Origin of the sequence: Chitinophaga dinghuensis, assembly GCF_003259435.1 — a bacterium.
In the GTDB taxonomy this organism is placed as follows: domain Bacteria; phylum Bacteroidota; class Bacteroidia; order Chitinophagales; family Chitinophagaceae; genus Chitinophaga; species Chitinophaga dinghuensis.
Genome location: NZ_QLMA01000001.1, coordinates 1,213,056 through 1,238,071 on the forward strand (window position 1 = coordinate 1,213,056; position 25,016 = coordinate 1,238,071).

The following is a 25,016-nucleotide window of genomic DNA, read 5'->3' on the forward strand; positions in this document are numbered from 1 at the left end:
TTTTTGCCCAGCAGCAGCGTTTTAACTTTAGCAAACAGAGAATTGTAAATGAAATTAGCGGCCATAACCAAACGTATAGCAGCACGTGCGGTGGGTGGCCTGGATTATTATTAAACACAGAAGAGAAATTGAAATATTTTCCTGAATCTGCGGTCATGCAGTTGGAATTTGATAAAGTACAGGAGCTTCTTGGCGAGCACTGTAAAACGGAGCTAGGTAAGCGAATGGCTGCAGAACTCCGTCTGCATACCCACATAGATTATGTAAAAACGGCCCTCCAACAGGCCCACGAATATAAACAGCTAACCCTCTTACAGGAACATTTTCCGAATGATTTTGTCCTGAATCTCAAAAGTGAACTGAGGCTATTAGCCATACAAGGCGCTGTTTTAGCTGGTGATCAGGCGATGCAGCTCCGCAAACTCGCGGAGAGCATGCATAGCATCACCCGTTTCTTTGATCATGACCGTAAAGCGCAGTATCCTGCTCTGCATGAAGTAATCAAAGACACTTATTATGAAAAGAAAATCACCGCTTTAATCGACGAAGTGCTGGATGAATTAGGTCAGGTAAAGGACAATGCCAGTCCTGAACTGTCTAAAATCCGCATGAATCTGTACCGCAAGCGGATGGAACTGCGCAAGGTATTCGAAAGAATCCTGCAGAAGTTACAGAAACTCAATTACCTGGCGGATCAGGAAGAAGCCTTCCTGAATGGTCGCAGGGTAGTGGCCATCTATGCGGAAAACAAGCGAATGGTGAAAGGGATCATTCATGGAGAATCCGATACCGGGAAGACGACCTTCCTCGAGCCGGACGACACCATTGAATTGAACAATGATATACAATCGCTCGAAAGGGAAGAAAGTAGGGAAGTCTATCGTATTCTGCGCCAGCTGACTAGTCAGCTCAGTCAGTACAGCGGGTTGCTCAACAGCTATCACGACGTACTGGGCATATACGATTTTATCCGTGCCAAAGCCAAACTGGCGCTGGACATGGATGGCAACTACCCGATGCTGGTGCCGCATGCGCAGGTGCATCTGGTACAGGCTTACCATCCTTTATTGTTGTTGTATAATCGCAAGAACAGTAAGCCTACCATTCCTGTAAACATTACGCTGGACAACGATAACCATATTCTTGTAATCAGCGGACCAAACGCAGGTGGTAAAACGGTGACCCTGAAAACCGTAGGTCTCATCCAACTGATGTTACAGGCGGGATTGCTGGTGCCGGTGCACCCCACCTCGCAGCTTGGCATCTTTAAACAGTTGATGATTCATATCGGGGATACGCAGTCCCTGGAGTTTGAGTTGAGTACCTACTCCTCTCATCTGAAAAATATGAAGTACTTCATGGAGAATGCCAATGGCAAGACTTTGTTCTTCATCGATGAGCTGGGAAGCGGTTCCGATCCTAACCTGGGTGGGGCCTTTGCAGAAGTCATCATGGAGGAACTGGCGAAGAAACATGCCTTTGGTATTGTAACGACCCACTATCTGAACCTGAAAGTGATGGCCAATAAGGTAAAAGGGATTATCAACGGAGCGATGGGCTTCGACGAACAAACCCTGATGCCGATGTACAAACTGATGGTTGGTAAGCCTGGGTCTTCCTATACCTTCTCTATAGCCCAACGTATAGGGCTGCATCCATCGCTGATTGCCCGTGCCAAGAAATTGGTGGATGAAGGGCATTTTCAGTTGGATAAGCTCCTGAACAAGGCGGAGCAGGATCTCCAGAAAGTGGAAACGGAAAAGAAAGATCTTCATAAACTCCTGAAGGAGAATGAACGGTTGAAGAAGGAATATGAGGAACTGGCTGATAAAGAGCGCAAAAATCAGCAGATAACATTCCTGAAATTGCAGAATAAGATTAAGGAAGACGACCTGCAATATCTGAAGGACATGGAACGTAAGCTCAAGCAAATCGTGGTGGAATGGAAACGTGCCGAGAAAAACGATGAGCGGGAGAAAGTGATGAAGCAGGCAGAGATCCTGCTGTTCCGTCGCAGAGAAAAGCAGGTGAATGAGAAGCTCGATAAAAAAGTAAACGACAAATTCCAGGAAGTGGGCGGCGCTGCCCAGGTAGGCGACCAGGTGAAAATTTTGACGAACCGTCAGGTAGGTAAACTGATTGAAATCCGCGATAAACGTGCGATTGTGCAGTTAGGAAAAGTACCTATCAACGTGAAGCTCAGTGATCTGGTGGTGGTCCAGGAAAAAGTAAACGAATAGTAATTGACGTTTAAAATTGACCCAGATGGAAGTAGCAAGCAAATCACCCATACCTGTATATCGACTGGAAGACTGTGCTGATGGTTTTCCGTTTCTGATAACGCGAATGAAAGGCTGTGAGCCGATGGTGAAGGATTTTGCCATTCCGCACCGGCATACAGGATATAGTATTGATATAGTGGTGAAAGGAAGTATTCATCAGTCGGTCGATTTCCGCCAGCACGAAGTGCAGGCGCCGGCTGTCATGCTGATGGAACCTGACCAGGTACATCTGCATGAGATGGCAGATGATTGTGAGATGATCAGTATTTATTTTACCGATCAGTTCCTGGTATCCGAACTGCAAGGAGTGGTAAGTTGCTGGCGTTGTATTTTTAATTCCGGAGTCATACCCTTAAATAATGACCAGCTGGATGAGTTACTCTCTTACGCACTGCTGATTGAGCGGGAGTATGAGAGTAACCGCATCCGCCGGGAGGAGATTATCCGTAATCTCCTGAATGCCTTTATAATTGCCTGTGGTCGTATATCTGAGCCTGTTACCCGCGATAATATCTGGTTACGTGTGGAGAGCTCACAATATAATATGGCGCGACAGTTCAAGGTCCTGGTGGATCAGCATTATCATGAAAAATCCCAGGTGTCGGATTATGCCGAAATGTTATATGTCACCCCTGGCCACTTGAATGATACGGTAAAAGCCCTGATGGGTAGAAATGCGAAGTTTGTGATTGACGAGAAACGTATCCTCGAAGCAAAACGGCTGCTGTATTGGGGGGAGCATTCTGTAAAACAGATTGCCTCGCACCTGAATTTTGAAGATGATGCTTATTTTAATCGGTTTTTTAAGAAGCATACCGGACAGACGCCGGCAGTGTTTCAACGAGAAAGCCGTGAAAAGTACAATTAAACCCGCAAAAATTTAAATCCATCATAAATAGAATTTTCTATTTTTGCATCGTGAATTTAATCAATGACGCTGCCCGTACGTCATGCTAAAATTGAAAGCCATGAAAATTTGTTAGCGGATAGCCGCACATCTGCTGAATTGCTTTAATTATTTTTTTACAGGAGTAACATATTGCTGCACTTGTACGTATAACATTGCTGAATTAGTTATACATGTGCCAGGTGCAATTCTATGGCTGCATAACACCCGCCCGTAATCGTTATGTAAGTACTTAGCGCACTGCCATGCAATATGGCCCTGTATCCTCACGCCCGAATGCTGTCACTGGAACTATTGCTGCGAAGCGAGATGAGTTGTATTGTCTTCGCACAGGGGATTCTATGCAGTATCACTAAAAACAACAACACATGAAACCATTGAGATCAATTTTTGCAAACCTGCCGTCAGGCTTACTCTATAGTGCAATAGTTCTTTCCGCCATGTATGGCTGTGGTACTTCACAGGCTACTCCAGGCGCAGAGAATCAGGCTGCACCATTACCGGTACTCCAGTTGAGCAATGTGCCAGCTACCACTTACCGGGAATACAACGCCGCCATTGAAGGGCGTGTAAACGTAGAAGTTCGTGCACAAGTGGACGGAATCCTGGAGAAAATATACGTAGATGAAGGAGCTTATGTGAAAGCTGGTCAGCCGTTGTTTAAAATAAACGACCGCTTATATAATGAACAGCTCAGCAATGCCAGTGCTACCCTGCAAGCTGCCCAGGCTAACCTGGAGAAAGCGCAGGTGGAAGTAGATCGCATCTCCCCACTGGTAAAAAATAATGTAGTATCCGATGTACAACTGAAAACGGCTCAATCTAACTACGCTGCCGCCAAAGCCGCTGTGGCACAGGCACAGGCAATGGTAGGTAATGCCCGCATCAACTCCGGATATACTCTCATCTCCGCTCCGGTAAGCGGTTATATCGGAAGGATTCCGTATAAAACCGGCGCCCTCGTTGGACGTGCGGAACCACAACCACTGACGGTACTCTCTGATGTGTCAGAAGTATATGCTTACTTCTCTATGAGTGAGCCCGACTTCCTGAAATTCAAGAACAATACAGAAGGAGCTACCATCGCGGATAAAGTGAAACACCTCCCGCAAGTAGAACTGCAACTGGCGGATAATTCCATCTATCCGCAGAAAGGAAAGATCGAAACCATGGAAGGCCAGTTTGATAAAACAATGGGCGCCGTAAGTTTCAGAGCTACTTTCCCGAATGCATCCGGACTTTTACGCAGTGGTAATACCGGTAAAATCAGGATTCCTGAACAGTTCGAACAGGCAGTGCTGGTTCCCGCAGAAGCAACCTACGAAATCCAGGATAAAGTAATGGTATTCGTGGTGGCCGACAGTAACAAAGTATCAGGCGTGCCTATCACCGTGTCTGGAAAAAGCGGTAACTACTACTTCGTGGAAAAAGGCGTGAAAGCCGGCCAACGTATCGTTTACACTGGTCTGGAACGCCTGCATGAAGGTGCAGTAGTGGCTCCGCAGATGATGTCGCTCGACAGTCTGCTGAAAGTGAAGCCGCTGTAATTAATAACATGTTATAACGGTAATGGATATCCGTAGTCTTTATTCGTATAGCCATTGCCGTAATTACATCTTTTCCCGCGTTGTCCGAATGGATAACACTTAAATTCTATTGCAAAATGTTCAGAAAATTTATAGAACGGCCGGTATTAGCCACCGTTATATCTATCATACTGGTGTTACTGGGTATACTGTCTCTCTTTCAGTTGCCAATGACACAGTTTCCTGATATTGCGCCACCCAGCGTAGCTGTAACTGCTTCCTATCCGGGAGCGAATGCGGAAGTGGTGGCTCGTTCAGTAGCAACGCCTATTGAGGAAGCCGTTAACGGTGTGGAAAACATGACCTACATGACGTCCACTTCCAATAACGACGGTTCCATGACCCTCACTGTTTACTTTAAACTGGGTACTGACCCTGATAAAGCGGCTGTAAACGTACAAAACCGCGTAGCCAAAGCTACTCCGCTGTTACCAGCAGAGGTGGTGCAGGCGGGCGTTAGTACGCAGAAACAGCAGAACAGTATGATCATGGTGGTGAACCTCATGAGCGACAAGGAAGAGTATAATGAGACCTTCCTTCAGAACTACGCCAAGATCAATATCATCCCTGAAATTCAGCGTGTGACCGGGGTAGGTCAGGCAATGGTGTTCGGCGCCAAAGACTACTCCATGCGTATCTGGCTGAAACCTGACCGTCTGGCTGCCTATAATATGGCGCCACAGGAAGTACTGGGCGCTATCCACGACCAGAACCTGGAAGCGGCTCCTGGTCGCTTTGGGGAAGGTAGTAAGGAGTCTTTTGAATATGTGATCAAATACAAAGGAAAGCTGAATAAGAACGATCAGTACGAAGATATCATTCTGCGCGCCAATGCAGATGGTTCTGTGATCCGACTGAAAGATGTGGCCAGAGTAGAATTCGGCTCCTTTAGCTATGGTAGCGATACCCGCGTGAACAGTAAGTATGGTATCGGGATTGCCATCTTCCAGACAGCCGGTTCAAACGCTAATGAAATTCAGGAGAATATCAACAAGCTGATGGCGAAAGCGAAAACTGTTTTCCCAGCAGGCATTGAGACCTTCAATATTTATAGTACTAAAGAATACCTGGACGAGTCGATCGACCAGGTGAAACACACGCTGATAGAGGCATTTATCCTCGTATTCATCGTGGTGTTTATCTTCCTGCAAGATTTCCGTTCTACCTTGATTCCTGCTATCGCAGTGCCGGTAGCAATCATTGGTACGTTCTTCTTCATGCAGTTATTTGGATTCTCTATCAACCTCCTGACCCTGTTCGCACTGATTCTGGCGATTGGTATCGTGGTGGATGACGCCATTGTGGTGGTGGAGGCAGTCCATGCCAAGATGGAGCGAGGTAAAGACCCGAGATCGGCGACGATTACTTCCATGCAGGAGATTTCCGGCGCCATCATTTCCATTACATTGGTGATGTCGGCCGTATTTATTCCGGTTGGTTTCATGCAAGGTCCGGTAGGGGTATTTTACCGTCAGTTTGCATTCACCCTGGCTATCGCGATCCTGATTTCGGCCTTGAACGCATTGACATTGAGTCCTGCACTTTGCGCACTGTTGTTGAAAAACAATCATGCGGGCGGACATGGACATGATGCGCAGGAGAAAGCAGCGCCAAAAGGCTTTGGCAAACGCTTCTTTGCAGCATTCAATACCGGTTTCACCGCAATGACCAATAAATACACCCGCAGCCTGCAATTCCTCATTAAACATAAATGGATCACCATCGGTGGACTCATGATCATCGGCGCCGCTACCTTCTTTATGATGCGTAAAACGCCGACTGGATTCATTCCTACGGAAGATCAGGGATTTGCGGTATATGCGGTAACCATGCCTCCAGGATCTTCTCTGGAACGTACCCGTCAGGTAGTGGATAAGGTGGAAAAGATTATGAAGAATATGGAAGCTACACATAATTACCTGAGCGTATCCGGCTTCAACTTCCTGTCTAACTCCAGCAGTTCCACATCCGGCGTAGGTTTCGTGAAAATGAAACCATATAAAGATCGTGGTAAGGTGAAAGATATGAATGCCATTATGGCGATGATGCAGCAACAGCTGTTTGGTATCCCTGAAGCGAGCGTATTCGTATTCAGTATGCCAACGGTACCAGGTTTCAGTAACGTGGCTGGTTTCGAAATGATCTTGCAGGATCGTAGTAACGGTCCGCTGGACAAACTCGCCACTACTGCATATGGCCTGATTGGAGAGCTGATGAAACGTAAAGAAATCGCATTCGCATTCACTACGTTCAATACAGGGCATCCGCAATATGAAGTGGAAGTAGACGACAGAAAAGCTAAACAGCTGGGTATTTCTGTATCAGATATTCTCCAGACACTCCAGGTGTATTATGGTAGTATGTTTGCGTCCGACTTTAACCGTTTTGGTAAGTACTATCGTGTGATTGTGCAGGCAGACGCGAATCTTCGTAAAGAACCGTCTTCACTGGATGGCGTGTTTGTGAAAAACCAAAGCGGACAGATGGTGCCTATCAATACAGTGGTATCACTGAAACGCGTATACGGTCCAGAAACGGTAACCCGTAATAACCTCTTTAATGCGGTGACCATCAATGGTCAGACTAAACCTGGTTATAGTAGTGGTGATGCGATTAAAGCAGTTCAGGAAGTAGCGGATAAGTATCTGCCAAGAGGATATGCGTACGAGTGGGTAGGTATGTCTAAAGAGGAGATCAGCGCTGGTAGCCAGACTACCGTCATCTTTGTACTGTGTCTGATCTTCGTATACTTCCTGCTTGCCGCACAATATGAAAGTTATATTCTGCCACTGGCGGTTATCTTGTCTATCCCACTGGGTATTTTCGGGGTATTTGCTTTCATCAATATGTTTGGTATCGACAACAACATCTATGTACAGGTAGGTTTGATCATGCTGATTGGATTGTTGGCGAAGAATGCCATCCTTATTGTGGAATATGCCGTACAGCGGCGGAAAGGTGGAATGGGTCTGGTAGCTTCTGCTATACGCGCTGCCAGTCTGCGTTTACGTCCTATTCTGATGACCTCCTTCGCGTTTATTGCGGGGCTGCTGCCGCTGATGCGTGCAACTGGTTCTTCCGCATTGGGTAACAGGTCTATAAGTACAGGCGCTGCCGGCGGTATGTTGACAGGCGTGGTGTTAGGGGTATTTGCTGTCCCTGTGTTATACGTGATTTTCCAGTATCTGCAAGAGAAAGTAGGCCGTAAGAAGCCGGTGGTAGTAGAGGAAGAAGAAGCAGAGCTGGTACATTAATCGACATTCATTGAAAGAATAGAAAAATGAAAAGAAGATATCATACAACTTATTTCATCGTGTTGTCTTTAGTTGTAGGGCTTGCAGCTTGTCGGGTTGGTCGCAATTATGAGCGACCCCCGATGGCGCTGCCCGCCCAGTTCAACAATGCTGCGCCTTCAGACAGCAGTATTGCAGCGATGGAATGGAGAAAGTTTTTTACAGACCCCACTTTACAGCAGCTGATCGATAAAGCCATTACCGGCAATATGGATTTACAGCTGGCCGTTAAGCGTGCCGATGCTGCCCAGCAATACCTGAAACAGGCCAAATTAGCCTGGTTGCCAGGGTTTAATGGTCAGGTGAGCGCTGGTACTACCTTCCCTAGTAAAAACAGTCTGAATGGGATGAATATGAGTCAATTTGGTATGGGAGATCATATCGAAGACTACAATGCATCTATCAGCATGGGTTGGGAAATAGACATCTGGGGTAAGATACGTCGTCAGAAAGAGGCAGCGTTGGCTACTTATTTGCAGACTTACGAAGGCGCACATGCGGTGCAGACTTCCATTGTATCTGCGGTAGCGAACAGCTATTATAACCTCCTGATGCTGGACAACCAGTTAGAGATTGCCCGTAAGAACGTGGCATTGAGCGATACCATTGTACAGGTAATGCGTTTGCAGAAAGCAGCCGGCGAGGTGACCGAACTGGCTATCCAGCAGGCCATTACCCAGCAGCAATCAGCCCAGTTACTGGTGCCGCAGCTGGAACAGGGCATTGCCATCCAGGAAAACGCGCTGCAGATTCTGACAGGCGAATTACCAGGACCAATTGCGCGTCATGCACATCTGCACGACTTTGTGGTAAGCGATAATCTGCCGGTAGGTATTCCTGCGGAGATGGTGAGTCGCCGCCCAGATGTACGCGCAAGCGAAATGGGCTTGGTAGCAGCCAATGCCAAAGTAGGCGTGGCGCAGGCCAGCATGTATCCATCCCTGAATATTACTGCCAGCGGCGGATTGAATTCCTTCAAAGCCAGCAACTGGTTTAATATCCCGGCTTCTTTATTTGGAATGGCAGCAGGAAGTATTGCACAGCCTATATTCCAGAAGAGAGCGCTGAAAACGCAGCTGGAAGTGGCTCGCATTACCAGAGAGGAAGCGGTGATTCAGTTCAGACAATCTACCCTCTATGCCATTGGAGAGGTAAGTGATGCGCTGGTAAAACTGGACAAGCTGAAAACTCGTCAGGAGCTGGCTGGTAAGCAGGTAGCTACTTCCCAGTTGGCCATCCAGCAGGCGCAACTGCTGTTCAAGAGCGGTATGGCCAACTACCTGGAAGTGATCACTGCCCAGAGCAGGTCACTGGAATCAGAGCTGAACCAGGCAAACATCGACAGAGAACGCCTGTCCGCTATGGTAGATCTTTACAGGTCTCTCGGCGGCGGCTGGAAATAAAGATATAGGAAGTACGGACCAGGTAAAGAGAGATGAATCAGCGATATCTATGAAACCATGGCCAACAGACAGGAAAAATAAACGGCCTGGTTCGTACATCCTTCGTTAAACGTAAGCCAGGAGCGGAAAGGGAAGAAATTTTAAATTTATTTTGGAAATTTGAAATCCTTTTATACCTTTGCGCTCCACTAGGAGAGTTGGCAGAGCGGTCGATTGCGGCAGTCTTGAAAACTGTTGACTGTAACAGGTCCCGGGGTTCGAATCCCTGACTCTCCGCACTTTAAGCCTTCGAATATTATTCGAAGGCTTTTTTGTTTTTGGAATATCTAGAAGGTGGCACATACCTTTTGAGCTGTAAAGTGTAATTCCATCCTCAGTAATAATCCTGGTGTCAATTAGCCATTAATATATTTAAGGCGGATTGACACTATGCAAATCTTCTGTTCAAAATCATTGTAACTATTTCTACCTAAGAAGTTAAACGCCTTTAGAAGATTTCTGAAGCTATAATCTCCTTATTTCGAATCCCTAAACGTACTGTTCTTCCTGTTTTTACATTCCTATAGGCATAAGCTCCTCTTCAAATGAATAGAAATGCTATTCAACTTGTCTAGTTTTTCAACTTTTTTATTTTACAATGGTTTATTGTGTTCTAAGAGCGCTGACTTTTAGATATATTTATTAGAAGTAGTTGTATGTTCGCTTGAATGGATTGTACTGTCTGTTGATTTATCGTAAAAGAAGTTTTCCCTGAAAGGGTTCCCCAAATTTTTGAAATATGAGCAAGAAATATCAACCCCAACTTGGTTAAATGGGGCATAAAAATTCCAATGTTATTTAAGGTGCTGGAGAAGGAGAAAAGGAACTGAAATAAAATAAAAAAAGGCGAGTTGCCCCACCTTGAATGTTTTCACAACGGAATAATCCTTATTGTGAATTGCTTTCGTTAACGAATATACTTTTTTTATTCAAACATGAAAAATATTTTAGGTTTAGATCTTGGTCCTAACTCAATCGGTTGGGCTTTACTCCATTTGGACTGTAATTCCAGGTATGGTAACATCGTTGATTGCGGCGTACGTATTATTCCCATGTCCCAGGATATCCTGGGTGACTATAATAAAGGGATTAAGGTGTCTCAGACTGCGGAGCGGACCAAATACAGGAGTATGAGGAGATTACGTGAACGTTATTTGCTCCGGAGAGAACGCCTGCACCGTGTTTTATATCTCCTTAAATTTTTGCCCTCCCATTATGCAGATGAAATAGATTTTCAGAAGCGCTTAGGTAAGTTTAAGGAAGGGAGAGAACCCAAGATTGCTTATGATAAAAATGGGTTCATTTTTATGTCATCCTTCTTAGAAATGATGGAAGACTTTCGAATTCATCAACCCGCATTGCTGATAAATGAAAAAGGAGAACCAAAGTCCATTCCTTATGACTGGACTTTGTACTACCTACGTAAAAAAGCGCTTACAGCCCCAATTAGAAAAGAAGAATTGGCGTGGCTACTCTTGAATTTTAACCAAAAACGCGGTTATTATCAGCTTGGAGGTGACGAGGAAGAAAGTTCCCTGGAGAAGAATACAGCTTTATATACGTTAAAAGTGGTAGATGTAATAGCTGAGGAATCGAAAAAGGGTGGTGATCAGTGGTATTCTCTTACATTGGAGAATGGATGGGTGTACAGGCGTTCCAGCAAATTACCCTTATTTGATTTGAAAGGTAAGATTCGAGATTTTATAGTAACAACAGATTTAAATGCAGATGGGAGTGTAAAGAAAGATAAGAAGGGCGGGGACAAAAGAAGTCTTCGGATTCCTGAGGATAAGGACTGGATTTTGTTGAAAAAGCAAACGGAGCAGGAGATTGGTAAATTTGGAAGTACTGTAGGAGCATATATCTATGAAAATTTATTAAAAGATCCATATCAAAGAATAAATGGAAAGTTGGTAGGGACCATTGAACGTGAATTCTACAAATCAGAGCTGAAGCAAATACTGGAGAAACAGATGGAGTTTCATACGGAATTGCAAAGTGAAGAAATGTATAGTACCTGTATAAGAGAGCTGTATAAACAGAATGATGGACATCATTTGAATTTGAGCAGGAAAGACTTTGTACATTTTTTTGTTGACGATATTATTTTTTACCAACGTCAGGTAAAAAGTCAAAGGTCTATGGTTAGTAATTGCCCCCTGGAATTCCGCTATTACAAAGATAAGGATGGAGTTGTGCAGAAAGTGTATTTGAAAGCAATTCCTAAATCTAATCCTTATTATCAGGAATTCAGGTTATGGCAATGGATACATAACCTTTTTATCTATAGAAAGGAAGATGATGTAGATGTTACAGCAACCTTTCTGAATGATTTTAAGGAACTCGAAAATCTATTCATATTTCTTAATGGAAGGGCAGAAATAGAGCAGCGGCACTTGCTGGGATTTTTGTTAGGCCCAAAAGGATTCAAAGGAAAATTACTGAATAAAGAAGTGGACAAATACCGTTGGAATTACGGAGAGAAGTCATTTCCATGTAATGAAACAAGGACATTGATATGTAAAAGATTAGAAAAGATAAATAATGTGCCAGCCGATTTTCTCACAAAGGAGATTGAAATGCATTTATGGCATATCAATTACTCAGTATCTGATAGAATCGATCGTGAGAAAGCATTTACACGGTTTGCAACGAACAATAATCTGGATGTAAATGAGGTGGTAAATGCTTTTAAAGTGGTTCCTCCTTTAAAAAGCGATTTTGGTGCATTTTCTGAAAAAGCCATAAAAAAGCTGTTACCATTAATGCGGGTCGGTAGTTACTGGAATTGGGAAGCAATGGATGTAAGGACAAGGGAAAGAATCGGAAAAATTATAACCGGGGAGTATGATGAACGTATTGGAGATCGGTTAAGGAAGCAAGCCATCCACCTTAAAAAGGAGACAGATTTTCAGAGAGTACCAGTATGGCTTGCTCAGTATATTATATATGGTTTTCATTCCGAATCCCAAATGGCGGATAAATGGACCTCCATACAGGATCTGGAGAGTTATTTAAAGTGTTTTAAACAGCATTCTTTACGTAACCCAATTGTGGAACAGGTGGTATTGGAAGCGCTGAGATTGGTGAAAGATATCTGGAAAGAACATGGCAAAGGAGCAAATAACTTCTTCGATGAAATTCATATAGAATTAAGTAGAGAGATGAAATCTCCTGCTGAGGAGCGAAAATCTATGTCTCTTAAGGCGTTGCAAAATGAAAACACGAATTTACGAATTAAGGCGTTATTGTCTGAATTGGCAAATGATCAAAATGTTGAAAATGTACGTGCTTATTCTCCATCGCAACAGGAGATATTAAAGATTTATGAAGAAGGCGTATTAAATACTGAAAGTGAAATCGGTGAGGATATACTGAAGATAAGCAAAATGGCGCAACCTTCTCCAGCTGATTTAAGAAAGTATAAACTGTGGTTAGAACAAAAGTACCGATCTCCATATACAGGCGCTATTATACCACTAAACAAACTTTTTACTACCGAATATGAAATTGAGCATATCATACCGCAAAGTCGGTATTTCGATGATGGATTTTCTAATAAGGTAATCTGTGAAGCAGCCGTGAACAAATTGAAAGATAACCAGTTGGGGATGGAGTTTATTAAGAATCATCATGGTGAAATTGTGCAACTGGGATTTGGTAAAACAATACAAATATTAGCAGTTGAACAGTATGAGAAGCTAGTTAAGGAGAATTACGTTAATAATAGCAGCAAGCGAAATAAGTTATTATTAGAAGAAATTCCCGAGAAAATGATAGAACGTCAGTTAAATGATACCCGTTATATCAGTAGCTATATCTCAGGATTATTGTCAAATATTGTTCGCCAGGATACTGATGATAATGGTTTTAACTCAAAGAACCTCATACAAACCAATGGTAGAATAACGGGAATTCTGAGGCAGGACTGGGGGCTGAATGATGTTTGGAACAGTTTGATATTGCCAAGGTTTGAACGAATGAACAAAATTACTAATTCTTCACAATACGTAGCATGGAGCGAAACTCATCAGAAAAATCTTCCGACGGTACCATTGACATTGAAGAACTTTTCCAAAAAACGAATTGATCATCGACACCATGCCTTGGATGCAATAGTGACAGCTTGTGTTACGAGAGATCATATTAATTTGTTGAACAATTTGCATGCTAAATCCCCGATTCGTCATGACTTAAACAGAAAGCTAAGACATCATAAGTCAATCGTTCTGAATCATCATAAAACGGGAGAGAAAATAGAACGGCAAATTCCGGTAGATTTCCGCAAACCCTGGGAGGATTTTACCTTGGATGTGAAATCCTCACTAGAAAATATTATAGTAAGTTTCAAGCTAAACCTCCGTGTTATTAACAAAACAATTAATAACTATTATGTCTGGGAAGTGAAGGATGGGGTGAAGCAAAAGGTGAGAATCAGGCAATCTGGAGAAAATTGGGCTATACGAAAGCCACTACATAAAGAAACTGTATACGGAATAGTGAATTTACCGCATGTCAAAGTCAAAATAGGACAGATTACGACTGCTTCCCGTAAAAATATTGATGTGACTTTTGACTTGAGTGTGATAGAAAATTCTATTACTGATACGGGAATTCAACGAATATTGAAGAATTATCTTGAGTTCAAAAACGGAGATCCAGAAATCGCATTTTCACCTGAAGGGTTGGAAGAGTTAAATCAGAACCTCAGAAAATTTAATGAAGGAAAATTTCATCACCCCATTTATAAGGTAAGAAAATACGAAAAAGGGTATCGGTTTGTTCTAGGGGAAGTAGGTTATAAGTCAACAAAATATGTAGAAGCAGAGCGGGGAACGAATTTATTTTGTGCAATTTATTGTAATACGGCTGGAGCGCGTAGTTATGAGACCATTCCTCTCAATATAATCATAGAGCGGCAAAAGCAAGGTTTGCCTTCTGTGCCTCAGGAAAATAGTAAAGGCGAGAAATTATTATTCCATCTTTCACCCAATGATCTGGTTTATATACCTGACGAAGAAGAGCTTTCCAGCCATTCAGTACCTAAGTTTGAAATTAATAATAAGAAGCATATAGGCAGGATTTATAAGGTAGTGAATTTTAGTGATAACCAAATCTTTTTTATCAAGCATGAAGTTGCCACTAGTATTCTGCATAAGCAGGAGTTTTCTACTTCGAACAAAATGGAGCGATCAATTGATGGCATCATGATAAAGGAACATTGTATAAAGTTGAACATTAGTAGGATAGGGAAATTAATATCTGACAAATGATTAAACGTACACTTTATTTTGGTAATCCTGCTTATCTGAAAACTAGGGACAATCAACTGGTGATTGAACTGCCTGGAACCGGGGAAGTAAAGCAAGCGGTAATAGAGGATATCGGTATTTTGATATTGGATAATCGTCAAATAACGGTTACCCTGTCTGTTCTTGCGAAGTTGTTGGCCAATAATGTTGCGGTTATTACCTGTAATGACGTACATCATCCTGTGGGAATGATGCTAAATTTAGATGGAAATACTTTGCAAAACCAGCGATATCAGTATCAGGTTAATGCTTCTGCACCATTAAAGAAACAATTATGGCAGCAGACAATCGCAGCAAAAATCACAAATCAGGCTAATCTATTCGAACAGAAACGCTTAGTCAATAAATCATTATTGAACTTGGCAACAAGTGTAAAAAGTGGGGATAGTGATAATAATGAGGCCCGGGCTGCAATTTACTATTGGAGGAACCTCTTTCCCAATAATTTGAATTTTAAGCGATCACGAGAGGGAGACCCTCCCAATAATCTACTTAATTATGGATATTCAATTTTAAGGGCCGTAGTAGCGCGGAGTTTAGTTGGCTCTGGATTACTTCCAACTTTGGGTATATTCCATCGGAATCAATACAATGCATACTGCCTGGCTGATGATATCATGGAACCATATCGCCCATATGTCGATATGATAGTTGAAGACATTGTTCGCATGAATGGGAAGTATCTTGATATGACTCCATCTATGAAAGAGCAGTTATTAAACATACCTGCAATGGATGTTATCCTAGATGATGAAAGAAGCCCTTTAATGAATGCCGTGCAGCGAACAACTGCAAGCCTTGCTAAATGCTTTGAAGGGACATCCAGAAAACTACTCTATCCGGTTATGCATACATCATATATAAAACATGAACTTTGAACGTTTAAATGCCTATCGTATTATGTGGGTTATTGTAATGTTCGATTTGCCTACAACTACAAAGGAAGATCGAAGGATATATACGAAGTTTCGTAAAGATATCCTTTCTGATGGGTTTTCTATGTTTCAATTTAGTATGTATTTACGGCATTGCAGCAGTAGTGAAAATGCCAATGTCCATATTCAAAGGGTAAAGAAAATCCTCCCATCCAAAGGACATGTAGGGATATTGAATATAACCGATAAACAATTTGGGATGATTGAGATTTTTAATGGGAGAAGCCAGGTTAAAAGCCCTGAGGCCGTACAACAGTTAGAATTATTTTAGGATCAGGTTTGTATTTTTCCTTAATATAAATAAAAAAACGGGTTTTGAACCCGTTTTTTTATTTTAAGATTGCATGTAAATGCAATGTGGTAAAGAATTCTGTTGGATTCTGGTAAAGTTAATGAAAGAATGAAAGCAATTCACAACTAAAACGTCCAATATATGGCAATTGATCTAGGTAAAGTTAATGAAAGAATGAAAGCAATTCACAACCGCTTGAACGGCTCAACGGTTTTCCAGATGGGTAAAGTTAATGAAAGAATGAAAGCAATTCACAACATTGCTGGATATGATATGGTAAAGGAACGTGGTAAAGTTAATGAAAGAATGAAAGCAATTCACAACTGGTTTGTTTCATTGTTCACCGGTTTTGATGGTAAAGTTAATGAAAGAATGAAAGCAATTCACAACGGGCTCGAAAGAGGAGTTGAAAGAGCAGTTGGGTAAAGTTAATGAAAGAATGAAAGCAATTCACAACTTAATCCCTTCTGATAAACATTCACACTGTGGTAAAGTTAATAAAAGAATGAAAGCAATTCACAACATTCCTTCGGGTCTAGGTATCTGCCACAGGGGTAAAGTTAATGAAAGAATGAAAGCAATTCACAACTAATTAATGATGGCACACTCGCCGGGTGACGGTAAAGTTAATGAAAGAATGAAAGCAATTCACAACACAAATTCTAGCCCATGCATTGCTACTCGCGGTAAAGTTAATGAAAAACTGAAAGCAATTCGCAACAGGATGCCCAATAATGTCAATCAGAAAGGTGGGTAAAGTTAATCCCCTCTAAAAATCCTCTGTCGCATACCGCACCTCCATCTTCGGCACCATCAATACAGGCGTCTGGCCCGGCATCACCAATACCTGATCTATTGGGCGGGCATCGGCAGGCGAATTTGCAAGGAATACTTGCACGAGACGAATACCTGATGCTGGCAGCAGATTGGAAGGAATTGGTGTAGGAGAACGGTGCATTTTCAACATCCAGTCTGGCCGCCCATTTATGAGTTTAAGTGGCGGGTGAACTACCTGTAAATCCACTGCATTCGCTAAAAGTCCGGTGGTGAAAGGCTTTCCTTGCCGGAATAATACCACGGATGTTTTTGATGCCTTCGATGCAGCGATTTTGTACAGGTCTGTGTCGGGCCTGTTCATGGGAATGGACGACAGTCCTGCCTGATCGATCGTTAAAGGATCAATACCTGTTTTCGCTTTAAGGATGGCGGCCATTTTCAGGTAAGGCTTTTCTTCAGTTGCAATGGTGCTCTCCGCTGCATGGCGCTCGCCTACATAAACAAGTATTTTACTGTCAGGGTAGGGTTGCACACCGCGACGAATAAGATTGTCGGCCTGCGCCTGTTCGCGCTCCTGATCTGTATATCCGCGACCAGCTGTTTCATAAGACACCGGGCGGTATCCCATCGCAAGCGATTGCCTGATGAAATCAGCGAATACAGGATCATCAAAATAATATCCACTATAGTAGTCTCCCGCCGCTCTGACAACGCCATCTGCCATTAGTTGTTCCATTTTATGGCTGGCCTCCTGGTCATCTGCAGTTGGTCGGAGCGCTTCCACCGCCAGAATGGTATACCCAAGCGGTTTTAATGCCTGGGCCACTTCAAGGCCGAAGGCACGGCAACGCGGGTCCAAATGATTTTCATTAAGAATAACGATGCGCGTTTTACGTGCACGTCGCACTATTTCCTCGATGGCAGGAACTGCATTGGCCAACTGAAGATCGGCAATCTGCTCTTTGGGAACATGGAAGTCGGCCCCTTTAGCCTTGTTGAAGGTAGGTATGCCAGTCATGGTAGACATCACCTGCGCCCATTGATCTACCACATCAGGATCATCCAACTGATCTGCACTTTCTATACCCAACCTTTTAAGCATACCAAATGAAGCATTCAGATAAAGTCCATGCGATACATCACTGATAGATTGCTTGTAGGCTTCCAGGAGCGTATCATTATCTATCTTCTTTATTGGTAATGCAATACTGGTGGACTGCGCGGAGGCCCTCATGGAAGATGTAGGTGCAATCAAAATTGTAAATACACTGATGGAAAGGAATATGGCAATTTTCATTTAAATCGGTATGAATAATTTTATGTACAATGATAGTCAAAACAATTTATTAATAGTAGCATATTATACGCGTTATTGATTCTACTATTCAGCGCCAATAAACGCAATGGCTTCACTTTTTTCAGATGTTGCAACACTTAACATAAACCGCTCTTATATTGAATACTACAAGATAATTCTACTGCGGCGATTATTAGTTTGGACGACTATATATTTACATCGTAGACCATATTCCGGAATAGGTATGCCACTATATTCATAACATTAACCATCTTATCTCTCAAAAATGAAAAAAACTACTTCTCGGTTCGCTATGATGGCCATAGCGCTAAGCCTCTTTTTTGTTGCTTGTAAGAAAAATGACGTAACCCAGCCATCACATCCTGATGAAAACCTTAAAACATCGTCGCAGAGAATTAAAGAACAATTGGATTCTGTAGTCAAAATTTGGAATACCAATGCTATAGTGGATCTGAAGTTGAAAGGATATACACTCGATGAATCGAATATCACCGACAATAATATTGCTAACATCAGACAGCAACTATTAAATGGGAATAATATTGTCCCATATTTTGATGGAAAAAATGCGGCTTCATTTAGGTTAAATACCTTACAACAAAGCATCGCTTTGCAGAAATCTGCCCAGCCTACCGGTTTGGATAAGCTGGATCAGGATGCAGGCGACCGTTTCTCAAGAACTATTAACAGTGTTATTCAGCCAGGACAACACGTTGCTACCTTGCAATGGCAGGTGAATGGTCAAACGCTTACTTCTACCTGTATTTATGATAATAAAGGGCTGGTATATGATAACGTATTGACTAATATGTTCGTGGTAAACGATAACACACAACCTGAACAGAGCAATTTAAACAAACTATCTGCGCAGAATGTGAGCGCGGCATCTAACCAGGCATACACAGCACAAGTGGTGGATGTTACTATCAAATGGGTTTGGGGCAGTGAAAGAGGCAAGGTGAGAGTCTACCACAGCATTTTAGTTGATTGGAGCAAGTACAAAATTATTAGTAACTGGGGCTCCAGTAATAACTATATGAGCGTGGGTTCTGCTGATTCAAGACAGAGCGACTACGGTAACCATGGCACCTATGCACTGCTTTCCTGGGCCTATGGATGGGCAACGCCTACAGCAGATTTCAGTTTTTCACATGATGGAAATTTCAAATGGTCCGTGTCTTTGAGTGGGGTAGGTTCTAAAGGAGGTGGACAAGGCATACACAACTATTATTTGCAATAGTAAGAGCTGAACTATCAGTGAATCCCCTTTAATGAAAACATACCATCTGTCAACCTACGCCAATATGTTGCCAGATGGTATGTTTTTGAATAGTATCAACTCATAAAATCCCCTTCAGTCTCACCCATTGCAATAACATAATCGTCTTCCCATCTTTAATCTCCCCGGTTTCTACCATTTCCAGCGCCTGGTTAAACGGTACTTCCATCACTTCTATTTCTTCCTGCTCTTGCGCTAATCCGCCGCCATCATTCACTCTCATCTGATGATCGTAGGCGGCTACGAAGAAGTGCAGCATTTCTGTTACAGAGCCGGGCGACATATACACCTCAAATACTTTTTTTACATCCTGGATACGATAACCCGTTTCTTCCTCAGCTTCTCTGCGAATACATTCTTCCGGGTTGTTTTCGTCGAGAAGTCCGGCGCAGGCTTCTATGAGCATGCCGCTGCTGTTCCCATTGATATAAGAGGGGAGACGGAACTGCCGGGTGAGTATCACCTTCCCGGTGATTGGATTATACAGCAATATAACAGCGCCATTCCCTCTGTCGTACGCTTCGCGGGATTGTGTCTGCCAGTCGCCGTTGCGCAGCTTGTACTCATAAGTTACTTTTTTCAAAGTATACCAGTTGTCCGAGAGAATCTCCGTTGACATGATTTTAACTTCCGGTTGCATAGAAATGATTATATTTGATCGAAAATGATAGTTTTGATCAAATATACAGAGAAATGGGATTCCAGGAAAGAAAGCGACAAATATTAAAACTGCTGGATAAGCAGGAAAGTATGGAAGTGCAGGAAATCGCAGACGCACTGGGAATTTCAGCGATCACTATCCGCAGGGATCTGCAGCAGCTGTCGGAAGAAGAGCTCCTCATCCGTACCCATGGAGGGGCTATGAAAGCGCCGCCGAAAAGTCCTTTCACTGCTTTTGCTGATAAGGAGAATGTGGCCGTTGCCAGGAAAAAACAAATAGGTAAACTGGCGGCTACACTGGTGAAACCCGGCGACACTATTTTCATGGACTGTGGCAGCACCGTTTTTACGATGTGTCCTCATCTTAAACATATAACGCCATTGCGCATTATCACGAACTCATTGCCCATTGTGGCGGCATTTATGGAGGTAGAGGATATCCATGTAAACCTGATCGGAGGAGAACTGGATAAACAACGGAAAGCCATACACGGAGAAAGAGCCGTCAAACATATAGAGAGCTACCATGCGGCAAAAGCGTTTATCGGTGCGGATGGATTGTCGGCCAGGAACGGATTGACGGCCTTCAGCGAAACGGAAGCTGGCATCAGCAGGGCGATGATAGCCAGCGCAAATGCCGTGTATCTGCTATGCGATTCTACTAAAATCGGGAAAGACAGCTACCTGAAATTTGCGCCACTATCAGATATTACAGCCCTGGTAACAGACCCGGAATTGCCTGCCACACAAGCTGCGGCATTGAAAAAGAAAGAATTGAAAATCTATTCCTGACGCTTAGGCATTAGCCTTGTTGTTCAGAACAGTCTCCAGTTTCTTCAGTTTATTACTCCAGAATTTATCGAAGTAACTGATCCATTCCTGCAACCGGGTAAACCCATCCTGACTGAGTAAACAGTATCGCTCCCTGCCTATATCCCGAATCGTGATAAACCCTGCCTGATGCAGGATTTTCACATGTTTGGATACGGCAGGGCGACTCATATCAAAATTCTCTGCCAGGGCATTGATCGTCAAACTCTCTTTGGATAACAAATGCAACATTTCCCGGCGACTAGGATCTGCCAGCGTCTGGAAAATATCTAACTGCGCAGTCGTCATGATGCAGGTGCATTTAAAAGATCTGCAATTTTCGTGATGTTCTTTAACCATCCTTCTGTCATGATACCGAAAATCATCGCCTGATTAGCCGAGAAACCGCTGTGCAACAATGAAAGGGCCGTACCATTGCCTTTCTCCTGTAATTCCCAGGTGACAACAGTATCCAGATTAATAACGCCCGGCTCAGGACCGCCTTTCCAACTATATACCAGCTTTTGCATCGGTACAATCTCTAACACCTTACAATAAATTGTACCATCAAAACCGAAGTTAGGCATGGGCCTGGTATGAAACTGGAACTCGTGGCCCACTGCTGCCTTGAAATCATTCGGCATCAACCATTGCGCAATCAACTCAGACTCCGTTAAAAATGCCCATACTTCAGCCACCGGCTGCTGATAAAAGTAATTGTGTTGAATCTTGTCTTGCATGATATGTAACTTTTAAGTTACCCAAAAGTATATGTAACTTTTGAGTTACCCAAATTAATTTTTAGGGAGACGACAACTGCACTGCACAGTCATCCCTCACCAAGCGAAGCTCCAAGAGGCGCTGTTGTGCCGACGGCTGGCTGTCTCCCTAAAAAATCATTTGGAAATAAAATCCTGGTAACGCTGTTTGATATATACATATACATCATATGTGGAAGCGTCTTGCAGAAACGCTTTCCCAGGACGGTACCGCTGCATAAACAAGGTAAGGCTGTCTCCCCGCAGCGGTATTACCTGACTTACCATATCCGCGGTAAAATGTTGGTCAATATAATTCTCCGTTTCCTTTGCCAGCAAGACTTTCCGAAACTGCTTTTTCTTGTGAATCGTTTTGAACTGCGTTGCCTTAAAGAGATTGTTGACGTTGACGGCGAAAGGCATCAGCTCTTTGATTTTCCAGACTTCATCCAAACGCGGAGGATGATAAGTAAACTCGCGGGCATATTCCTGCCGCAATCGTAGCGAATCGCGCTGAAAATTATAACGGATAATATTAATGCCGTTCAGTTCTACGATATCTCTTTTCATGTAACGTACAATCCTCTCCTGACGACGATCGCAGAGATACATCAATGGAAGATACCCCAGCATTTTTATCAAGATGGTGTCTCCTTGTCGGACATTAATGGTGAAAGCGCCGCTGGCATCGGTAATTGTGCCGGAATTACTTCTCTTATTGAGGATAGTTGCACCTGGTAATGGCAAACTATCGGCGTCCATAATTTGCCCCTGTAGCGGATGCTGGGCGAAAGCTGGTAATCCATACCAGCAGAAAAGGATAATAACAATCATTTGGCGCATGCCGAAAGATAAATATGGAATTCAATGATTCGTCGCATACAATTTGTTAAATTTATAGGATAACCCTCCCCAATAAACTTTTTCTAAACAAACGCATTTATATAGCGTGATCACAAACTGAATATTTATGCAAAAGGAGAAAATTCATACGGATGTACTACTGATAGGTGCTGGTATCATGAGCGCTACACTGGGCACTTTTCTGAAATATCTCAACCCGGACTGGTCCATTCATATCTACGAAAGACTGGACCGCGTGGCAGGAGAAAGCTCTGATGCCTGGAATAATGCAGGTACCGGACACTCCGCGCTCTGTGAACTGAATTATACTCCTGAACTGGAAGATGGCACCATCGATACCAGTAAAGCCCTGCATATTATTGAGGAATTTGAAGCTACCAAACAGTTCTGGTCTACATTGGTGGAAAAAGGCATCATCCCGGACCCTGCTGCATTCATCCGCAGTGTTCCTCATATGAGCTTCGTTCATGGCGAAACGGATGTTACCTATCTCCAAAAACGTTTTAACGCATTACAGCAATATCAACTCTACCAGGGAATGGAATATTCCGAAGATCCGGATGTACTGAAACAATGGATTCCCTTAGTGATGGAAGGACGCGATCTGTCGGAAAAAGCAGCGGCTACTCATATGGAATTGGGAACGGACGTGAATTATGGCGAACTAACACGCATCTTCATACAGCATCTGCAAAATCAACCTGGTGTAAAGTTACATCTGCAACATGACGTCAAAGACCTGAAACAGTTGACAGACGGACGTTGGGAAGCCAGGATCAAAAATGCTAAAGTAAAAGATTCCTTCTATGTGACGGCGGATTTCGTATTCATCGGCGCCGGTGGAGGAGCCCTGGAATTATTACAAGGTTCCAATATTCCTGAAGCGCGTGCCTATGGCGGATTTCCTGTAGGCGGCGAATGGCTGATATGCCGTAATCCAGATGTGGTAAACCGCCATCATGCAAAGGTCTACGGACAAGCATCTGTTGGCGCTCCGCCAATGAGCGTCCCGCATTTGGATACCCGTATCATCAACGGCGAAAAAGCGATTCTTTTCGGGCCTTTCGCCACTTTTTCCACCAAATTCCTGAAAGAAGGGTCTCACCTGGACCTCTTCGAATCTATTAAATACTGGAATATCCTGCCCATGCTGGAAGTGGGATTGAAAAACTTTGACCTGGAAAAATACCTGGTGCAGCAACTTCGTTTATCCTTCCAGGATCGCATTGACGCACTACGCGTATTCTATCCGAATGTCTATGATAAGGATTGGATATTGCAGGAAGCGGGGCAGCGGGTACAAGTGATTTACAATAATCCTGGGAAAGGAGGCGAACTGCGCTTCGGCACGGAAACGGTTACCAGCAAAGACGGTACGGTCGCGGCATTGCTGGGAGCTTCTCCTGGCGCATCTACAGCAGTTTCCATCATGCTGACCATCATGGAAAAATGTTTTCCGGATAAGATGTCCGGCGAATGGCGGGAAGACCTGCTGGAACTGATTCCTACTTATGGTACCTTACTGGAAGGGAACACAGAACTTTGCTATAAAATCAGGAACTGGACCAGTAAAACACTTAAATTGGACTGGAAACAACCTGCGATTAAAAAGACAGTAGATGAAACTAATTCGATACGGAAATCCCGGTGAAGAGAAACCGGGGATCATGCTGAATGACACTTATTACGATACTGCTGCACTCGGAGAAGATTATACCAATGATTTTCTCAGTAATGGCGGTCTGGAAAGACTCGCCACATTTATCAGAAAAGAGCAGCTACAACCAATTCCTGCGGACGCCAGACTAGGCGTGCCACTGGCGAATCCTGGCAAAATCGTTTGCGTAGGATTAAATTACAGGGACCATATTGCAGAAACAGGATTTATTCCGGAATCAGAGCCTATTCTGTTTCTGAAAGCTATGAGTGCATTGAATGGCCCATTTGACGGCGTTACAATTCCTAAGAACAGTCAGGAAACAGACTGGGAAACGGAACTGGGCGTGGTGATTGGTAAGAAAGGAACGAATATCAACCCGGAAGAATCGATGGATTATATCGCGGGTTATATTTTACATAACGATATCAGCGAACGTGCCTATATGAAAAAACGCGGAGGTACCTGGGATAAGGGAAAAGGTTGCAACACCTTTGCGCCGCTGGGGCCTTGGTTCGTGACCAAAGATGAAATCCCTGATCCTGGTCAGTTAAGCATATGGCTGAAATTGAACGGAGAACTAATGCAGAATGGACATACCTCTGACCTGATATGCAATGTACCCAATCTGATAGCGTACATCAGCGAATTTTTCGGATTGTTTCCGGGAGATATCATCTCCACCGGATCGCCGGCCGGAAGCGGTACGGGACGTATGCCGCAACGCTTTTTGCAACCGGGAGATATCATTGAATACGGCATTGACGGCCTGGGCACTGCCCGGCAACAGATGCGGGAATATCAGTCCTGAACGACGGCTGGCCTGCGATTATCCCGGAAGGAT

Annotated in this window: 17 protein-coding genes, 1 tRNA gene and 1 CRISPR repeat array; of the genes, 13 read left to right on the top strand and 5 right to left on the bottom strand. The window is 43.5% G+C overall.

Features of this window, described 5'->3' with window-relative positions:
* Positions 1-128 precede the first annotated feature (128 nt).
* The 9 genes from CLV59_RS05015 (at position 129) to cas2 (ending at position 16,028) form a co-directional block, all read left to right on the top strand.
* Positions 129-2,240: an endonuclease MutS2 gene (locus CLV59_RS05015; protein WP_111590892.1), complete on the top strand. Its 2,112-nt coding sequence runs from the start codon at positions 129-131 to the stop codon at positions 2,238-2,240.
* A 25-nt stretch (positions 2,241-2,265) separates the two neighbouring features.
* The gene (locus CLV59_RS05020; protein ID WP_111590893.1) at positions 2,266-3,150 is read left to right on the top strand and encodes a helix-turn-helix domain-containing protein; all 885 of its coding nucleotides are present in this window, start codon (positions 2,266-2,268) and stop codon (positions 3,148-3,150) included.
* Between the two features lie 407 nt (positions 3,151-3,557).
* Positions 3,558-4,736 carry an efflux RND transporter periplasmic adaptor subunit gene (locus tag CLV59_RS05025; RefSeq protein ID WP_111590894.1) on the top strand — a complete coding sequence of 393 codons (1,179 nt, stop codon included), beginning with the start codon at positions 3,558-3,560 and terminating at the stop codon, positions 4,734-4,736.
* Between the two features lie 116 nt (positions 4,737-4,852).
* Positions 4,853-8,029: an efflux RND transporter permease subunit gene (locus CLV59_RS05030; protein WP_111590895.1), complete on the top strand. Its 3,177-nt coding sequence runs from the start codon at positions 4,853-4,855 to the stop codon at positions 8,027-8,029.
* Between the two features lie 26 nt (positions 8,030-8,055).
* Complete coding sequence (locus CLV59_RS05035) at positions 8,056-9,471, top strand: efflux transporter outer membrane subunit (protein ID WP_111590896.1); 1,416 nt, start codon at positions 8,056-8,058, stop codon at positions 9,469-9,471.
* Between the two features lie 191 nt (positions 9,472-9,662).
* A tRNA-Ser gene (locus CLV59_RS05040) sits at positions 9,663-9,747 on the top strand.
* A 698-nt stretch (positions 9,748-10,445) separates the two neighbouring features.
* Entirely contained in the window at positions 10,446-14,783 is a 4,338-nt protein-coding gene (gene cas9 / locus CLV59_RS05045) for a type II CRISPR RNA-guided endonuclease Cas9 (RefSeq protein WP_111590897.1), read from the top strand.
* Entirely contained in the window at positions 14,780-15,700 is a 921-nt protein-coding gene (gene cas1 / locus CLV59_RS05050) for a type II CRISPR-associated endonuclease Cas1 (protein WP_111590898.1), read from the top strand. Before cas9 ends, cas1 begins: the two co-directional genes overlap by 4 nt.
* Positions 15,701-15,722: 22 nt before the next feature.
* A complete protein-coding gene (gene cas2 / locus CLV59_RS05055; protein WP_262511894.1) occupies positions 15,723-16,028 on the top strand; it encodes a CRISPR-associated endonuclease Cas2 in 306 nt (101 codons plus the stop codon).
* A 111-nt stretch (positions 16,029-16,139) separates the two neighbouring features.
* Positions 16,140-16,770: a CRISPR direct-repeat array (repeat unit 36 nt; unit sequence GGTAAAGTTAATGAAAGAATGAAAGCAATTCACAAC).
* 48 nt (positions 16,771-16,818) lie between these two features.
* Here the strand turns inward: cas2 and CLV59_RS29550 are convergent.
* Positions 16,819-18,123 carry a hypothetical protein gene (locus CLV59_RS29550; RefSeq protein WP_449384896.1) on the bottom strand — a complete coding sequence of 435 codons (1,305 nt, stop codon included), beginning with the start codon at positions 18,121-18,123 and terminating at the stop codon, positions 16,819-16,821.
* 286 nt (positions 18,124-18,409) lie between these two features.
* On the opposite strand from CLV59_RS29550, the gene CLV59_RS05060 reads away from it, so the two are divergent.
* Positions 18,410-19,384: a hypothetical protein gene (locus CLV59_RS05060; protein WP_111590900.1), complete on the top strand. Its 975-nt coding sequence runs from the start codon at positions 18,410-18,412 to the stop codon at positions 19,382-19,384.
* A gap of 100 nt (positions 19,385-19,484) precedes the next feature.
* Here the strand turns inward: CLV59_RS05060 and nudK are convergent, their stop codons facing one another.
* Positions 19,485-20,063, bottom strand: coding sequence for a GDP-mannose pyrophosphatase NudK (gene nudK, locus CLV59_RS05065; RefSeq protein ID WP_111590901.1), 579 nt, complete (start codon positions 20,061-20,063; stop codon positions 19,485-19,487).
* A 53-nt stretch (positions 20,064-20,116) separates the two neighbouring features.
* Here nudK and CLV59_RS05070 point away from each other — a divergent pair, with 53 nt between their 5' ends.
* Entirely contained in the window at positions 20,117-20,875 is a 759-nt protein-coding gene (locus CLV59_RS05070) for a DeoR/GlpR family DNA-binding transcription regulator (RefSeq protein WP_111590902.1), read from the top strand.
* A 3-nt stretch (positions 20,876-20,878) separates the two neighbouring features.
* Here CLV59_RS05070 and CLV59_RS05075 read toward each other — a convergent pair whose 3' ends face one another.
* The 3 genes from CLV59_RS05075 to CLV59_RS05085 form a co-directional block, all read right to left on the bottom strand.
* Entirely contained in the window at positions 20,879-21,202 is a 324-nt protein-coding gene (locus CLV59_RS05075) for an ArsR/SmtB family transcription factor (RefSeq protein ID WP_111590903.1), read from the bottom strand.
* A complete protein-coding gene (locus CLV59_RS05080; RefSeq protein WP_111590904.1) occupies positions 21,199-21,633 on the bottom strand; it encodes an SRPBCC family protein in 435 nt (144 codons plus the stop codon). Before CLV59_RS05080 ends, CLV59_RS05075 begins: the two co-directional genes overlap by 4 nt.
* A 156-nt stretch (positions 21,634-21,789) precedes the next feature.
* Entirely contained in the window at positions 21,790-22,494 is a 705-nt protein-coding gene (locus tag CLV59_RS05085; protein ID WP_111590905.1) for a carboxypeptidase-like regulatory domain-containing protein, read from the bottom strand.
* Between the two features lie 127 nt (positions 22,495-22,621).
* Between CLV59_RS05085 and mqo the strand changes: the two genes are divergently transcribed.
* Together mqo and CLV59_RS05095 are read left to right on the top strand one after the other, a co-directional pair.
* Positions 22,622-24,166 (top strand): malate dehydrogenase (quinone), encoded by a 1,545-nt coding sequence (gene mqo, locus CLV59_RS05090; protein ID WP_111590906.1) that lies wholly within the window; start codon positions 22,622-22,624, stop codon positions 24,164-24,166.
* Complete coding sequence (locus tag CLV59_RS05095; RefSeq protein ID WP_111590907.1) at positions 24,135-24,983, top strand: fumarylacetoacetate hydrolase family protein; 849 nt, start codon at positions 24,135-24,137, stop codon at positions 24,981-24,983. Before mqo ends, CLV59_RS05095 begins: the two co-directional genes overlap by 32 nt.
* The last annotated feature ends 33 nt before the right edge of the window (positions 24,984-25,016 follow it).